Origin of the sequence: Roseomonas sp. CAU 1739 (assembly GCF_039839775.1) — a bacterium.
Lineage (GTDB): Bacteria > Pseudomonadota > Alphaproteobacteria > Acetobacterales > Acetobacteraceae > Neoroseomonas.
Genome location: NZ_JBDOQQ010000005.1, coordinates 207851 through 222873, shown reverse-complemented (window position 1 = coordinate 222873; position 15023 = coordinate 207851). Strand labels below are relative to the sequence as shown.

Here is a 15023-nt window from a genome sequence, read left to right as displayed (position 1 = left end):
CCCTCGGGCCCCGGGGCGGCGCTGCCTGCCCCGGGGTGCCGATGGGGGCTTGCGGCAACGGGGCCTCAGGCCCCAAATCCCGTCCATGCAGGACCTTGATCCTTCCACCAAAAGCCTGATCGACCCCTTCGGCAGGGCGGTGACCTATCTGCGCGTCTCGGTGACGGATCGTTGCGACCTCCGCTGCGTCTACTGCATGGCGGAGGACATGACCTTCCTGCCGAAGAAGGAAATTCTGACCCTCGAGGAGCTGGACCGGCTCTGCGGCGCCTTCATCGGCCTGGGCACCGACAAGATCCGCCTGACCGGCGGGGAGCCGCTGGTGCGCAAGGGGATGATGACTTTGGTGCGCAGCCTTGGCGCACGGATCGGCGCCGGCGGGCTGCGCGAGTTGACGGTCACCACCAACGGCACGCAACTGACGAAGATGGCGGGCGACCTTTATGCGGCCGGCGTGCGCCGCATCAACGTGTCGATGGACACGCTGGACCCAGGCGTATTCGCCGCGATCACCCGCTGGGGGAAGATCGAGCAGACGCTGGACGGCATCTTCGCGGCCAAGGCGGCCGGGCTCGCGGTGAAGATCAATGCCGTGGCGCTGAAGGGCGTGAACGAGGACGAATTCGACCGCATGGTCGCCTGGTGCGGCGAGCACGGCTTCGACCTCTGCCTGATCGAGACCATGCCGCTGGGTGACATCGGCGGCGACCGCACCGACCAGTACCTGCCGCTGTCGCTGGTCCGGTCGCGCCTGCGCCAGACCTGGACGCTGACCGACACCGACTACGCGACCGGCGGCCCCGCCCGCTACGTCACGGTGAAGGAAACCGGCGGGCGGATCGGCTTCATCACGCCGATGACCCATAATTTCTGCGAATCCTGCAACCGCGTTCGGCTGACCTGCACGGGCACGCTGTTCATGTGCCTCGGCCAGGATGATGCCGCGGAATTCCGCGAATTGCTGCGCGACCCTTCGGTGGATGATGCCGCGCTGGCCCAGGCCATCCGCGAAGCCATCACGCGCAAGCCGAAGGGCCATGACTTCGTGATCGACCGCCGGCACCAGCGCCCGGCCGTCGCGCGCCATATGTCCATGACAGGCGGCTGAGATGCTTCAGGGTCTGGTCGACAAACTGACGATCCCCGGCCTGCCCCCCTGGGTCGGCCTCGTCCTGCTGGCTGCGATCGCGGTGACGATCCTCGCCTTCCTGGCCATGCCTTTCGCCGTCTTCGGCGTGAAGTCGCGGCTGGAGGCGATCGAGGCCGAACTGGCCGACCTGCGCGTGGAAATCCGCACCCTGGTCCGGCAAGGCCCAGGCAGCGCCGCGGCGCGGGCTCCGGTCGAGGTGGACTACGTCAGCCCACCCAGCCGCGCCGCGCCCCGCCCACCGGAGGTCGAACCGCGCATCGCGGCACCGGTGCCGCCCCCGCCCGCGAAGCCGCGTGGCGGCCGCGCGGAACCGCGGCTGGATTGGCCGAAGGCGGATCGGGGGGCGTGAGCGGCCGAACGCGGCCAGAGAGGGGCGTCGCCCCTCCCCGGACCTCACCCCACCAAAGGCCTAAGAGGCTGTTTGGAAAGTCCGGCACCGACGCAACCACGCTCCCCCTTCAGCCCGATGCCCCGCATCGGGCCGCGAGCGCACAGCGCGACCGCGCCCAAACCAACCGCCTGCCCCGGCGCACCAGTGCAGGGCGCGAAGGCAAGCGGCCCGGATGGGCCGCGCCCGCCGTCTGAGGGATAAAAAACGTGCGCGTCTCCGTCATCCAGATGAACCAGGGCAGCGACAAGGCTGCCAATCTCGACCAGGCGCGCCGGCTGGTCGAAGCGGCGATCGAGGCCGATCGCCCCGGCCTCGTCACCCTGCCCGAGACCTGGACCAACCTCGGCGGCGGGCGCGAATCGCGGCGCGCCGCCGCGGAGATCCTGCCCACGCCCGGTGCGGAGGGCGGCGCGGCCTATGAGATGCTGCGCGGCCTGGCACGCACGCATGGCATCACGGTGCATGGCGGGTCGATCATCGAGGATGGCGGCGAGAAACTGTTCAACACGACGCTGGTCTTCGGCCCGGACGGCAGCGAGATCGCGCGCTACCGCAAGATCCACCTGTTCGACATCACCGCCCCGGACGGCACCGGCTACAAGGAAAGCGCGCTGTATGGTGGCGGGTCGGACCTCGCCTTCTTCGAGGCCGGCGGCATCCGCTTCGCCTGCACCATCTGCTACGACATCCGCTTTCCGGAACTGTACCTCACGCTGCGCCGCATGGGCGCGGAAGCGATCCTGGTGCCATCCAACTTCACGCTGCAGACCGGCAAGGATCATTGGGAAGCGCTGCTGCGCGCCCGCGCCATTGACAGCCAATGCTGGATGATCGCCGCGGCATCCTACGGCAATTACGACGAACGCGGCGCGACCCGCAGCGTCTATGGCCACTCGCTGATCGCCGATCCCTGGGGGCATGTGGTGGCCAAGTGCAGTGACGGCATCGGCTGGGCCACGGCGCGGATCGACCCGAAGGTGACCGCGCGGGTGCGCGCGGGCATGCCGCTCGAGGAACACCGCGACGCCGCCCGCGCCTGGCGCGCCAAGGCGGGGTCGTGAAGCTCGCCATCCTCGCGGCACAGAACGAGGCGGCGCGCGCGGCACAGGCGGCGCTGGCAGCGCGCTACAGCACCGCCGAGCCCGACAGCGCCGATGTCGTCGTCGCCCTGGGCGGCGACGGCTTCATGCTGGAGACGCTGCACCGGTTCCTCGGCCGTGGCATGCCGGTCTATGGCATGCATCGCGGCTCGGTTGGCTTCCTGATGAACGACTATGCCGAGGACGACCTGCCCACGCGCATCGCTGCCGCCCAGGCCACGACCGTGCACCCGCTGCGCATGCGCGCGATCTCGAATGGTTGCACGCCGGTCGAAGCGCTGGCGATCAACGAGGTTTCCCTGCTGCGCGAGAGCCGCCAGGCGGCGAAGATCCGCATCCTGATCGACGGCCGCGAGCGCCTGGCGGAGTTGATCTGCGACGGCATCCTGGTCAGCACGCCGGCGGGCAGCACGGCCTACAACCTGTCCGCCCATGGGCCGATCGTGCCGCTGACGGCGAACCTGCTGCCGCTGACGCCGATTTCCGCCTTTCGCCCGCGGCGCTGGCGCGGCGCCCTGCTGCCGGCGGATGTCGAGGTGGTGTTCGAGATCCTGGAACGCGACAAGCGCCCGGTCGCCGCGGTCGCCGACTACACCGAGGTGCGCGACGTGTCCCGCGTCGAGGTGCGGGAGGCGCGCGACGTGGTGCTGACCCTGCTGTTCGACCCCGACCACGGGCTGTCGGAACGCATCATCGCGGAACAGTTCACGGTGTGATGAGGAGGTCGGGCGTGCCTCAGGCGCCGGTCCACACATCCGGGCGCCTGGGTTGCGCGCCATGCGCTGGCGCGTCTGGACCCGCCGGATGCCAACGCGTGGTCGCGCCTTGCGCTCGCGCCCCGGGGCACCGCCTTGGGGCCACGGCGTTGGCGGCGGGGCGGCAAGGTTGATCCCCGGCCGTGGCATCTCCGATCGCACCTTGTTCTGGGGAATCGCCACCACCCAGTTGATCGGCTGGGGCACGTTGCATGTCCCCTTCCCGCTGCTGGTCGCCCCGATCGAGGCGGAAATGGGCTGGTCGCGCGTGCTGCTGAACGGCGCCTATACGGCGGGCCTGCTCTCGGCAGGCATCGCCGCGGTGCCGGCCGGGCGCTGGCTGGACCGGCACGGGCCGCGCGCGATGATGGGCCTGGGCGCGGCCGCCGCCGTGCCGCTGCTGCTGGCGATGAGCCTGGTGCAGCAGCCGGTCGCCTTCATCCTCATCTGGATCCTGCTCGGGCTGGTCCAGGCGATGACCCTGTGGGGCACCGCCATGGCCGTGGTGGTGGCCGAGGCACGCGACATGACGCGAACCGTCACCGCCATCACCTTCGTCACCGGCTTCACCGTGACGATCTTCATCCCGCTGACCGATGCGTTGATCTCGCAGTTCGGGTGGCGCGGTGCGCTGCAGGCGTTGGCGGGGCTGCAGGTGGTCGGCGCCATCCTGACCGCGCTGACCCTGCGGCAGGCCAGGGGGCCGGCGCGCGGCGCGGTGCGGGCGGGCGGGCCGGGACTGTGGATGCGCCTGCACGAGCCGGCCTTCCTTGGGCTGGCGCTGTGTTTCGCCGCGCATGCCTTCATCGGCACTGGCCTCGCGGCGCATCTGATCCCGCTGCTGCGCGAACGCGGCTGGCCGGAGGCGACCGTCCTCCTGCTCGCCGCCGCGCATGGTCCGGGCCAGGTGGCGGCGCGGGCCTTGCTGTTCGCCGCCGGGCGACGGGTGACGATGCGTGCGGTCGGCCGCTTCGCCACGGCGCTGCTGCCCGTGGCCATGCTGGCGCTGGCGGCCGGGCCGGCCAGCCTGGCGCTGACCATGGTCTTCGCCCTGTGCTGGGCGGTGGCCGACGGGCTGCTGACCATCGTGCGCACCGCCGGCGCCGCCGAAATCCTGGGGCGGGAGGGTTTCGGCGCCATCTCGGGCGCGCTGTCGGCGGTGGCGGTGCTGCCACGCACAGCCGCACCGCTGTTGATCGCGCTGGTCTGGGATGATGCGGGCGACTACGGGCCGGTGCCCTGGCTGCTGGCTGGCGTCGGGCTGCTGGCGGCCGCCGGCTTCATCGCCTCAGCCCGGGCGCGCCCCTGATACGGGCAAGCCTCTCGGCTGACCCCGTCTCAGGGACGTTGATTCAGTAAAGCCGCCCCACCCAGCCCCGCGCCCCATGCCAGCGGCATGCGACCTTGAACCGTGCCGAGGCCGCGCATGCGGCCCGCTGGCCATCCGGCAAAAGCCAAGCAAACCGGGGGTTTGCGCCCGGCGTTTGAAGGTTGGACAACACGGCGGATACCAGCGGTCGAGGAATTCGGCCGGTGGCATCAGCCCGCGACGTAGAGGAAATCGGTCGGCGACAGCGTCTCGACTTGGCGGTAGCCGAGGTCCCGCATTGCCGCATCACCCGATTCATATTCGCCCTGCCTGGGGCGCAATTCGATCCAGACCATCGGCCGCAGCCGCCGGATGGTCGCGCGCGCGCCCTGCAGCATCGGGATCTGGTTGCCCTCGACGTCGATCTTCAGGAAGTCCAGCCGCTCGAGGCAGAGCGCATCAATGGTCGTGACCCGGTAGCCCGAACCGGCATCGAGGTCGAAGCGCGACGCGGCGATGTTGCCGACGCCGAAGGCCGCGAGGCTGCCGCGACCTTCCTGGGCGCCGAGTGCCGCATTGTGGCAATGCACATTCGCCAGCCGGTTCAACGCGACGTTGCGCTCCAGGATGGCGAAGATGGTGCGCAGCGGCTCGAAGGCGTGGATTTCCGCCGCGCCGCAGACCAGGCCGAAGAACAGCGTGTGGTTGCCGATATTCGCCCCGGCATCGACGATGACCGAACCCGGCGCGATGTGCGGCTGCACGCGGCGCAGCAGGGCCTGTTCGAACAGGCTGGCAGAAGCGAGGATGTGCCGCTGCACCATGTCGGTGGTGGCGTAGGGGAGATACATCCGGAAGGTCGTGTCGAAGACCGGAAATTCCAGAATCCGCTCGGGGCCGAGCGCCTGGTACAGCGTCGCGACCCGCAGGTCTTCGAGCTTGCGGTTCATGGCCTTGAACGATGCGGCAAGGTCGTCGGACATGCGGGCGGCCTGCTCCTGGGGTTTCAGGCGCCGCGGGCGTGACGGCGCCGCGCGCCGGCCGGCGGACCAGGGTGCCGCGGCCGGTGGATCATGCGGCGTCGTTGAGGTGGCATGCGCTGCGCTGGCCCGGCGCGACTTCCTTGAGTTCCGGCTTCTCGACGCGGCAGCGTTCCATCGCATGCGGGCAGCGCGGATGGAAATGGCAGCCCGGCGGTGGGTTCAGCGGCGACGGGATTTCTCCCTTCACCACCGAGAAGGCGCGCTTGCGGCTGTCGATGCGCGGCACGGATGCCAGCAGCGACTTGGTGTAAGGGTGGTTCGGGCTGGCGAACACCGTCTCGGAGGGCGCTTCCTCGACCACCCGGCCGAGATACATGATCACCACGCGGTCGGAGATGTGTTCCACCACGCCGAGGTCATGGCTGATGAACAGGTAGGTGAGGTCGAGTTCCGAGCGCAGGCGGATGAACAGGTTCAGGATCTGCGCCTGGATCGACACGTCGAGCGCCGCCACCGCCTCGTCGCAGACGATGAAGTCCGGCTTCACCGCCAGCGCGCGGGCGATGCCGATGCGCTGGCGCTGGCCGCCCGAGAACTGGTGCGGGTAGCGGCGCTTGAAAGCGGGGTCGAGGCCGGCGCGGCGCATCTGCTCATCGACATAGGCGTCGTAGCCCGCACGGGTGACGATGCCGTGGACCAGCGGCGCTTCGCCGACGATGTCGGCAACCTTCATGCGGGGGTTCAGCGAGGCGTAGGGATCCTGGAAGATCATCTGCGTGCGCAGCTTCATCTCCCGCGCATCGGCCGAGTTGCGGTTCAGCAGGTCGATGCCGTCGCGCAGGATGCGCCCATCCGATGGCGGCAGGATGCCGGCGACCATGCGGCCCAGCGTGGACTTGCCGCAGCCGGATTCGCCGACCAGGCCGACCACCTCCCCCTTGCGGATGGTCAGGTCGACATTGTCCACCGCGTGGACGATCTCCTCGCGGATATTGGCGCCAAGGCGCTTGGCGATGCGGCCGGCGAAGTCGAGCTTCTTCTCGAAGCGACGGGAGATGCCGCGCAGCTCCACCATCGGCTCGCCGTCGCCCAGCGCCCTGCGGGCCGTGGTCATGGCTTCGCTCATGCCGCCTGCTCCGCGGGTTCGTTCATCGGGCGGAAGCAGCGCACATCGCGCCCCGGGGCAAGTTCGCGGATCTCGGGCTCGCTCATGCAAACCTCGGCGGCGCGCGGGCAGCGGCTGCGGAAGGCGCAGCCGGGCGGCAGGTTGAGCAGCGAGGGCGTCATGCCGGGGATCTGCCGCAGCGGCTCGCCGCGCTTGTTGCGCGACGGCACGGAGCCGATCAGGCCGAAGGTATAGGGGTGCAGCGGCGCGTCCAGCACCTCGGACACCGCGCCCTTCTCCACGATGCGTCCGGCATACATCACCGCGACCTCGTCGGCGAGGCCGGCGACGACCGACAGGTCGTGGGTGATCCAGATCAGGGAGGTGCCGGTGGTGGTGGCGAGTTTCTGCACCTCGGCCAGGATCTGCCCCTGGATGGTGACGTCGAGCGCGGTGGTCGGTTCGTCCGCCACGATCAGGTCGGGTTCGTGCAGCAGCGCGATGGCGATCGCCACGCGCTGGCGCATGCCGCCGGAGAACTGGTGCGGATAGGATTTCAGCCGTTCGTCCGGGGACGGGATGCCGACCATGCCGAGCGTGTCGCGGGCGCGCTGGCGGGCTTCTTCCCGGCTGACCTTCTTGTGGGCGAGCACCGTCTCGATCATCTGGGTATCGACGCGCAGGACCGGGTTCAGCGTCATCATCGGGTCCTGGAAGATCATCGCGATGCGATTGCCCCGCAGGTCGCGCATCTCCTCCTCGGACATCTTCGCGAGGTCGCGGCCCTGGAACAGGATCTGCCCGCCGACGATGCGGCCCGGCGCATCGACCAGACCCAGGACGGAGAACCCCGTCACGGTCTTGCCCGACCCGGATTCACCCACCAGGCCAAGCACCTTGCCGCGCTGGATCGAGAAGGAGACGTCGTCCACCGCCTTCACCACGCCGCCGCGGGTGAAGAAATGGGTCCGCAGGTTGCGGACTTCGAGTGTCGGCGTTGCCATGGTCACTTCTTGAGCCGGGGGTTCAGCACGTCGCGCAGCTGGTCACCGACCAGGTTGATCGAGACGATGGTGATGAGGAGGGCGATGCCCGGATAGAAGCTGATCCAGTACTTGCCGGACAGCATGTACTCGTAGCCATTGGCGATCAGCAGCCCCAGCGAGGGCTCGGTGATCGGCACGCCTAGGCCGAGGAAGGACAGCGTCGCCTCCAGCGCGATGGCGCGCGCCACCTGCATGGTGGCGATGACGATCAGCGGCGGCAGGCAGTTCGGCAGCAAATGGCGGAACAGGATGCGGTGCGTCGGCAGCGCGAGGCATTGCGCGGCCTCGATGTATTCGCGCCGGCGTTCGACCAGCGCCGTGCCGCGCACGGTGCGCGCGTAATACGCCCATTCCACGATCACGAGCGCGATGACCACGTTCATCACGCCCTTGCCGAGGAAGGCGAGGATCATCAGCGCGACCAGGATCGACGGGAAGGACAGTTGCAGGTCGACGAGGCGCATGATGACCGTATCGGTCCGCCCGCCCACATAGGCGGCGAGCAGCCCGAGCGTCGCGCCGACCACGCAGGCGATCAGCGCCGAGCCGGCGCCGACCGTGAGCGAAATGCGCAGGCCGTACATGATGCCCGACATCATGTCGCGGCCCTGATCGTCGGTGCCGAGCCAATAGGTGAAGCCCGCCCCGCCCACCGTGCCGGGTTCCATCCGCCCGTCCATGATGTCGAGCTGGGCGAGGTCGTACGGATTCTGCGGCGCAATCCACGAGGCGAAGATGGCGATCAGGGCGATGATCGTGATGACGACCAACCCGAACAACGCGATCTTCGACTCACAGAATTCCGAGGCGAAGCGCCGGAACGGCGTCTCCACCTTGTCCTGGCGCGGGGCTGCGGGGGCGACCCCGCCGATGACAGCCTGGCTCATGTGCCCTTGCTCTCCAGCCTGACGCGCGGATCCAGCATCGAATAGGTCAAATCCACCACCAGGTTGATGGTGATGAACATCAGCACGATGATCATCAGGTAGGCGACGATCACCGGCCGGTCGAGCACGTTGATGCTGTCGATGATCAGCTTGCCCATGCCCGGCCAGGCGAAGACGCTTTCCGTCACCACCGAGAAGGCGATGGTCGAACCGAGTTCCAACCCGACCACGGTGACCACCGGGATCAGGATGTTCTTGAACACGTGCACGAAGGTCACGCGCGCCGGGGACAGGCCCTTGGCGCGGGCGAACTTCACGTAGTCCATCAGCATCGTCTCGCGCACGCCGGCCCGTGTCAGGCGGATCACGAGGCTGATCTTGAACAGCGCGAGGTTGACCGCCGGCATGACCATGTGCGCGAGGCCGTCACTGGTCAGCCATGACCATTGCAACCCGGAACTGCACGGCGTCAGCCCGATGAAGCCCATCACCGAGCAGGTCTCCCCGCGCCCGGTCGAGGGCAGCCAGCCGAGTTGCACGGCGAAGACCATGATCAGCATCAGCCCGACCCAGAAGGTCGGCAGCGAGAAGCCGAGGATCGAACCCGCCATGATGGTCTTGCTGCCCGCCGAATTCGGCCGCAGCCCGGCATAGAGCCCGAGCGGCAGGCCGATCAGCAGCGCCAGGAAGGTCGCCCCGAAGGCCAGTTCCAGTGTGGCCGGCATGCGTTGCAGGATCAGCTTCAGCGCGGGTTCGTTGAACACGAAGGACCGGCCGAGATTGCCCTGCACCGCATTGCCCAGGAACACCAGGTATTGTTCCCAAAGCGGCAGGTCGAGCCCGAGGGCACGGATGGCGCGCTCGCGCTCGATCTGGTCGGCATCCGGGCTGATCAGGATCTCGACCGGATCGCCGATGGCATAGACGCCGACGAAGACGATGAGAGACATCGCCAGCACGACGAACAGGGCCTGGATCAGGCGCCGCACAAGATAGACGGTCATCGGCGGCGCCCCCCCTTACGTCAGCGTGCGGCCGGGCGCAGATCCTGCGCGCGGGTCAGTTCGTCGTTGCGCGCGGTGAATTCGAAGCCGCGGCGCGTGCCCCAGATGTTGGTCTGGATGTGCAGCGGCACCACGCCGACATCCTGCATGGCGATGCGCATGGCATCGACCACCAGCCGCTCGCGCTTCGCCTCATCCAGTTCGGACAGCGACTGTTCGAGCAGTCCGTCCACCTGGGGGTTGGAATAACGCCCGCGATTGGACGCACCCCAGCCGCGATCGCGGTTCACCGTTGCGAGGATGTTGCGCAGGGGATGCGATCCATCCGGGTTCGACCCCCAGCCGATCAGGAAGGCGGAATATTCCGCACGGCCGGCGCGGCCGACGAAGGTGGTCCAGGGCTGCGCCTCGACCGCCGTGCGGACGCCGATGCGCGTCCACATCTGGCCGACCGCCTGGATGATGCGCGAATCGTTGATGTAGCGGTCGTTCGGCCCATTCAACTGGATGCGGAAGCCGTTCGGATAACCGGCTTCGGCCAGCAGCCGCTTGGCCCCGTCGGGGTCGTAGGCGGGTGCCGGCAGATCGGAGACGAAGCCGAACACGCCTTCGGGCAGGAACTGGTTGGCCGGCACCGCCGCACCTTCCATGATGCGGTCCACGATGGCGCGGCGGTCGATCGCCATCGACAGCGCGCGGCGCACGCGCACATCCTGCAGCGGGTTGCGACCCAGCGGCTGGCCGTTGTTGTCGGTGACGAAGGGCGAGTTCTCATTCGCCGGGCGGGCGAAATCCAGGCCGAGGAAGATCAGCCGCAGCCCCACCGTCTCCGCCAGCCGCACATTGGCGTTGCGCCGCAGGTTGGTCAGGTCGGAGGTCGGCACCTGGTCGATCAGGTCGACGTCACCGGCCAGCAGCGCCGCGGTGCGCGCGGCGTCATTGGTGACCATGCGGTAGTTGATGCGCTGGAATGGCGCGCGCTCACCCCAGTATCCGTCGAAGCGCTCGAACTCGATGCGATCGCCGTTGCGATGGGACACGGCGCGATAGGGACCGGTGCCGACCGCGGCGCGCAGCGCGTTGAAATCCTCGGTCGTCGCGGTTTCGCTGGCTTCCTTGTCGATGATGCGGACATTGGTCATGTCCAGCGGCAGCAACGGGTAAGGCTCCGCGGTATGGAAACGGATGGTCAGCGGATCGACGATCTCGATGCGCGTGATCGGCCGCGCATAGGCGGCGTAGGAGGATGGGCTGTTCGGCACGTTCGGCAGGCGGCCGATGGTGAAGGCGACGTCATCGGCGGTGAAGGCGTTGCCGTTGTGGAAGCGGACATTCGGCCGAAGCTTGAATTCCCACACCGTCGGTTCGACCGCGCGCCATTCCGTGGCGAGGCCCGGGATCATGCGCGCGCGGTCATCGGTGTTGATCAGCCGGTCGAAGATGGTGTCCGACACAGCGTTGTTCGGCGACAGCTGATGGTAATGCGGGTCGATCGACGTCACCGGCGCACCGACAGCGATCGTCGCGGTCTGCGCCGCGGCCTGACCGGCCGCAATGGCGAAAACAACTGTCGCGATGGCAGAAACGGCGGCCCGGCACCGCGCAACATTCGCCTTCATTCTTTGCCTCCCGACGGCCTGCAAGAAGCCGTGTTGTAGCAGCCCGCCAACAGGGCCGCTAGGCTCGCGCCGGATACTATAACGAAGCCGGAGACCCGATCATGACCCGCCTGACCATGCGGCGCGCAGCCATTGCCTCGGCCCTGACCATCGCCGTCGCCGGGCCCGCCGCCGCCCAGACCCTGACCATCGGCATCGGCGGGTCGCCCACCTCGCTCGACCCGCATTTCTACAATGCGTCGCCGAACAGCAGCCTGACGCAGCACCTGTTCGACTCGCTGGTGGAACGCGACGCGCAGGCGCGGCTGCAGCCGATGCTGGCGGAATCCTGGCGCGCAATCGAACCGACCGTGTGGGAGTTCAAGCTGCGCCCGGGCGTGAAGTGGCATGACGGGCGCGACTTCACCGCCGACGACGTCGCCTTCACCATCGAGCGCGTGCCGACCGTGCGCAACAGCCCCGGTTCCTTCGCCGGGCTGATCCGTGCCATCACCCGCGTCGAGGTGGTGGACCCGACCACGATCCGCTTCCACACCGCCTCCCCGCATCCGCTGCTGCCGATCGAGCTCGCCTCGATCCAGATCATCTCCCGCCACGCCGGCACGGGAGCGGAGACGGAGCAGTACAATTCGGGCCAGGCCGCGATCGGCACGGGTCCGTACCGGCTATCCGCCTATCGCTCCGGCGACCGGACTGAGTTCACGCGCAACGACGCCTATTGGGGCGGGGCGCAGCCCTGGTCGCGCGTGTCCTATCGCTTCATCGCCAATGACGCGGCACGCACCGCCGGGCTGCTGGCGGGCGATGTCGACCTGATCGACCAGGTGCCGTCCACCGACCTCGCCCGGCTGCGCCGCGAGCAGCGCGTCAACGTGTTCGAGATCCAGGGCCTGCGGCTGATCTACCTGATCCCCGACTATTCCCGCCCCGACAACCCGGTCTGGGTGACCGACAACAACGGCCAGCCGCTGGCACGCAACCCGTTCCACGACATTCGCGTCCGCCGCGCCATGTCCATCGGGATCGATCGCGCGGCCCTGGCCGAACGCGTGATGGAAGGCACCGCACGCCCGACCGGGCAATGGCTGCCGCAGGGCGCCTTCGGCTACAACCCGGACGTCCCGGTGCCGGCGCATGATCCGGAGGGTGCGCGCCGCCTGCTCGCCGAGGCCGGCTTCCCGCAAGGTTTCCGCATCACCCTGTCCTGCCCCAATGACCGCTACCCCAACGATGCGCGCACCTGCCAGGCGGTAGCGCAGATGTGGACGCGCATCGGCGTGCGCACGGAAGTCCAGGCGCTGCCCTGGGCGACCTTTTCCGCCCGCACCGCGCGGCAGGAGTTCAACATGCGCATGGGCGGCTGGGGCAGCGTGACCGGCGAGGCGTCCTACATGCTGGTCAACATCTTCGGCACCTATGACCGCGAACGTCGCCGCGGTGCGGCGAATTCGTCCCGCTGGTCGAGCGCTGCGCTCGACACCCTGACCGAACGCGCCGCCGCGACGCTGGATGACGAGCAGCGCGAGACGATGCTGCGCGAGGCGGTGCGCATGGTCGCGGTCGATGATGTCGCGATGCTGCCGCTGTTCCAGCTGGTGAACTTCTGGGCGGCGCGGCGCGGCATCACCTATGACGCGCGGATGGATGAGCGCACCACGGCGATGGGGGCGCGTCCGGCGCCGTGACGTGACTTGGAGAGGGGCGCCGCCCCTCTCCAGACCTCACCCCGCCAAAGGCCCGAGGCCTTTGGAAACCGTTACCTGGTGCCCGGCGCGAGGGGGCCACAGCCCTTTGACGGGGCTTTGCTCCGCGTCAGGCCGCCAGCTTCAGCCCGATGATGCCCGCGAGAATCAGGCCAACGCAGGCCAGGCGCATCGGCGTCGCCGCCTCCCCGAACAGCAGAACCCCGAGCACCACGGTTCCCACCGTGCCGATGCCTGTCCAGATCGCGTAGGCTGTTCCGAGCGGCAGGGTTCTCAGCGCAAGTCCGAGCAATATTAGGCTGACGATCATGCTCGCCACCGTCAGCGCCGTCGGCAGCGGGCGGCTGAAGCCATCGGTGTATTTCAGACCGACCGCCCAGCCGATCTCCGACAGTCCGGCACCCAGAAGATAAAGCCAACCCATCACAGGTCCCCTTCGGTCCTGTGGCAGGGTCGTCCCCACCGTTTCGGCATGACGCGCCGGGGTCGTCCCCGGCCGGTGATGCCGGCAGAGCCGACATCTCAAACTTGGTTTCGTGCGCGGCCGCCCCACCAGCCCCGCGCACCATGCCGGCGAACGCGCCGGCATGAAGCATCAGCCCTGCCGTGCCGCCACGAAGCGCTCCAGCCAATGGATGGTGTAGTCGCCCGACTGGAATTCCGGATCGTCCATCACCGCCTGGTGCAGCGGCAATGTCGTGCGGATGCCGGCCACCACCATCTCGTTCAGCGCGCGGCGCATGCGCGCGATGGCTTCTGGACGCGACGGCGCGTGCACCACCAGCTTGGCGACCAGGCTGTCGTAGTGCGGCGGCACAGTATAGCCGGAATACAGCGCGCTATCGACCCGCACGCCGAGCCCACCCGGCGCGTGATAGGTGTTCACCCGCCCCGGGCTCGGCGCGAAGGTCTCGGGATCCTCGGCGGTGATGCGGCATTCGATCGCGTGGCCGCCGAAGACGATGTCCTTCTGCGTGTAGCCGAGCCGCTCGCCCGCCGCGATGCGGATCTGTTCCTTCACCAGGTCGATGCCGCAGACCATCTCGGTCACGGGGTGTTCGACCTGCAGGCGGGTGTTCATCTCGATAAAGGCGAACTGCCCGTCCTGCCACAGGAATTCCAGCGTGCCGGCGTTACGGTAGCCGAGCTTCGACAGCCCCGCGGTGACGCGCGCGCCCAGCTCCTCGCGATCGGCCGCGGTCAGCACCGGGCTGCCGGCTTCCTCGACCAGTTTCTGGTGACGACGCTGCAGGGAACAGTCGCGCTCGCCGAAATGCACGACATTGCCGTGGGAGTCGGCCAGCACCTGCAATTCGATGTGGCGCGGCCGGTCGAGATACTTCTCCAGATAGACGCTGTCGTCGCCGAAGGCCGACTTCGCCTCGGTCCGCGCCACGCGCCAGGCTTCCTCGATCTCGGACGCGTCGCGCGCCACCTTCATGCCGCGCCCACCGCCGCCGGCGGCGGCCTTGATCAGCACGGGGTATTTGATCTGCTCGGCAATGGCGCGCGCTTCCTCAAGCGATCCCAGCGCGCCGGGGGAACCGGGCACCAGCGGCACGTCCAGCCGGCGCATCGCATCCTTGGCGGCGATCTTGTCGCCCATCATGCGGATGTGGTCGGGCGATGGGCCGATGAACTTCAGGCCATGCGCCTCGACCATCTCGGCGAAGCGGGCGTTTTCCGACAGGAAGCCGTAGCCGGGATGCACCGCATCGGCGCCGGTGATGGTCGCCGCCGATAGGATGGCGGCGACGTTGAGATAGCTGTCGCGCGCGGCCGGCGGGCCGATGCACACGCTCTCATCCGCCAGGCGCACATGCATGGCCGTCGCGTCGGCCGTGGAATGCACGGCGACGGTGCGGATGCCCATCTCCTGGCAGGCGCGATGGACGCGCAGCGCGATCTCGCCACGATTGGCGATCAGGACCTTGCCGAACATCAGGCGCGCCCCGCCCCGGTGACTGTCAC

Annotated in this window: 14 protein-coding genes; 6 read left to right on the top strand and 8 right to left on the bottom strand. The window is 68.5% G+C overall.

What is annotated here, in order from left to right; all coding sequences use genetic code 11:
* Positions 1–85: 85 nt before the first annotated feature.
* The 5 genes from moaA to AAFN86_RS11190 all read left to right on the top strand — a co-directional run bounded on the left by moaA (position 86) and on the right by AAFN86_RS11190 (position 4705).
* Positions 86–1108, top strand: coding sequence for a GTP 3',8-cyclase MoaA (gene moaA / locus AAFN86_RS11210; protein ID WP_347543400.1), 1023 nt, complete (start codon positions 86–88; stop codon positions 1106–1108).
* Between the two features lies 1 nt (position 1109).
* Positions 1110–1499, top strand: a complete 390-nt coding sequence (locus AAFN86_RS11205; RefSeq protein ID WP_347543399.1) for a hypothetical protein — start codon at positions 1110–1112, stop codon at positions 1497–1499.
* Between the two features lie 248 nt (positions 1500–1747).
* A complete protein-coding gene (locus AAFN86_RS11200) occupies positions 1748–2602 on the top strand; it encodes a carbon-nitrogen hydrolase family protein (protein WP_347543398.1) in 855 nt (284 codons plus the stop codon).
* Positions 2599–3357, top strand: coding sequence for an NAD kinase (locus tag AAFN86_RS11195; RefSeq protein WP_347543397.1), 759 nt, complete (start codon positions 2599–2601; stop codon positions 3355–3357). Before AAFN86_RS11200 ends, AAFN86_RS11195 begins: the two co-directional genes overlap by 4 nt.
* 169 nt (positions 3358–3526) lie before the next feature.
* Positions 3527–4705 carry an MFS transporter gene (locus AAFN86_RS11190; protein ID WP_347543396.1) on the top strand — a complete coding sequence of 393 codons (1179 nt, stop codon included), beginning with the start codon at positions 3527–3529 and terminating at the stop codon, positions 4703–4705.
* A 230-nt stretch (positions 4706–4935) separates the two neighbouring features.
* On the opposite strand, the gene AAFN86_RS11185 is transcribed toward AAFN86_RS11190, so the two are convergent.
* The 6 genes from AAFN86_RS11185 to AAFN86_RS11160 all read right to left on the bottom strand — a co-directional run bounded on the left by AAFN86_RS11185 (position 4936) and on the right by AAFN86_RS11160 (position 11349).
* On the bottom strand, positions 4936–5688 hold the full coding sequence (locus AAFN86_RS11185; RefSeq protein ID WP_347543395.1) for an FkbM family methyltransferase: 753 nt from the start codon (positions 5686–5688) through the stop codon (positions 4936–4938).
* A gap of 88 nt (positions 5689–5776) precedes the next feature.
* On the bottom strand, positions 5777–6814 hold the full coding sequence (locus AAFN86_RS11180) for an ABC transporter ATP-binding protein (protein ID WP_347543394.1): 1038 nt from the start codon (positions 6812–6814) through the stop codon (positions 5777–5779).
* Positions 6811–7797, bottom strand: coding sequence for an ABC transporter ATP-binding protein (locus tag AAFN86_RS11175; protein WP_347543393.1), 987 nt, complete (start codon positions 7795–7797; stop codon positions 6811–6813). Before AAFN86_RS11175 ends, AAFN86_RS11180 begins: the two co-directional genes overlap by 4 nt.
* Positions 7798–7799: 2 nt before the next feature.
* Complete coding sequence (locus AAFN86_RS11170) at positions 7800–8726, bottom strand: ABC transporter permease (protein WP_347543392.1); 927 nt, start codon at positions 8724–8726, stop codon at positions 7800–7802.
* Entirely contained in the window at positions 8723–9730 is a 1008-nt protein-coding gene (locus AAFN86_RS11165; RefSeq protein WP_347543391.1) for an ABC transporter permease, read from the bottom strand. Before AAFN86_RS11165 ends, AAFN86_RS11170 begins: the two co-directional genes overlap by 4 nt.
* A 20-nt stretch (positions 9731–9750) precedes the next feature.
* The gene (locus tag AAFN86_RS11160; protein ID WP_347543390.1) at positions 9751–11349 is read right to left on the bottom strand and encodes an ABC transporter substrate-binding protein; all 1599 of its coding nucleotides are present in this window, start codon (positions 11347–11349) and stop codon (positions 9751–9753) included.
* A 101-nt stretch (positions 11350–11450) separates the two neighbouring features.
* Between AAFN86_RS11160 and AAFN86_RS11155 the strand changes: the two genes are divergently transcribed.
* Positions 11451–13034 (top strand): ABC transporter substrate-binding protein, encoded by a 1584-nt coding sequence (locus AAFN86_RS11155; RefSeq protein WP_347543389.1) that lies wholly within the window; start codon positions 11451–11453, stop codon positions 13032–13034.
* A 127-nt stretch (positions 13035–13161) separates the two neighbouring features.
* Here the strand turns inward: AAFN86_RS11155 and sugE are convergent, their stop codons facing one another.
* Together sugE and accC are read right to left on the bottom strand one after the other, a co-directional pair.
* Positions 13162–13476 carry a quaternary ammonium compound efflux SMR transporter SugE gene (sugE, locus tag AAFN86_RS11150; RefSeq protein WP_347543388.1) on the bottom strand — a complete coding sequence of 105 codons (315 nt, stop codon included), beginning with the start codon at positions 13474–13476 and terminating at the stop codon, positions 13162–13164.
* 171 nt (positions 13477–13647) lie between these two features.
* Positions 13648–14994 carry an acetyl-CoA carboxylase biotin carboxylase subunit gene (gene accC, locus AAFN86_RS11145; protein WP_347543386.1) on the bottom strand — a complete coding sequence of 449 codons (1347 nt, stop codon included), beginning with the start codon at positions 14992–14994 and terminating at the stop codon, positions 13648–13650.
* Positions 14995–15023: the final 29 nt, after the last annotated feature.

Excerpts from the sequence above, each read along its gene's own strand:
- moaA (WP_347543400.1), top strand. The coding sequence starts at position 86 with ATGCAGGACCTTGATCCTTCCACCAAAAGCCTGATCGACCCCTTCGGC.
- AAFN86_RS11205 (WP_347543399.1), top strand. The coding sequence starts at position 1,110 with ATGCTTCAGGGTCTGGTCGACAAACTGACGATCCCCGGCCTGCCCCCC.
- AAFN86_RS11185 (WP_347543395.1), bottom strand. The coding sequence starts at position 5,688 with ATGTCCGACGACCTTGCCGCATCGTTCAAGGCCATGAACCGCAAGCTC.
- AAFN86_RS11180 (WP_347543394.1), bottom strand. The coding sequence starts at position 6,814 with ATGAGCGAAGCCATGACCACGGCCCGCAGGGCGCTGGGCGACGGCGAG.
- AAFN86_RS11175 (WP_347543393.1), bottom strand. The coding sequence starts at position 7,797 with ATGGCAACGCCGACACTCGAAGTCCGCAACCTGCGGACCCATTTCTTC.
- AAFN86_RS11170 (WP_347543392.1), bottom strand. The coding sequence starts at position 8,726 with ATGAGCCAGGCTGTCATCGGCGGGGTCGCCCCCGCAGCCCCGCGCCAG.
- AAFN86_RS11165 (WP_347543391.1), bottom strand. The coding sequence starts at position 9,730 with ATGACCGTCTATCTTGTGCGGCGCCTGATCCAGGCCCTGTTCGTCGTG.
- AAFN86_RS11160 (WP_347543390.1), bottom strand. The coding sequence starts at position 11,349 with ATGAAGGCGAATGTTGCGCGGTGCCGGGCCGCCGTTTCTGCCATCGCG.
- AAFN86_RS11155 (WP_347543389.1), top strand. The coding sequence starts at position 11,451 with ATGACCCGCCTGACCATGCGGCGCGCAGCCATTGCCTCGGCCCTGACC.
- sugE (WP_347543388.1), bottom strand. The coding sequence starts at position 13,476 with ATGGGTTGGCTTTATCTTCTGGGTGCCGGACTGTCGGAGATCGGCTGG.
- accC (WP_347543386.1), bottom strand. The coding sequence starts at position 14,994 with ATGTTCGGCAAGGTCCTGATCGCCAATCGTGGCGAGATCGCGCTGCGC.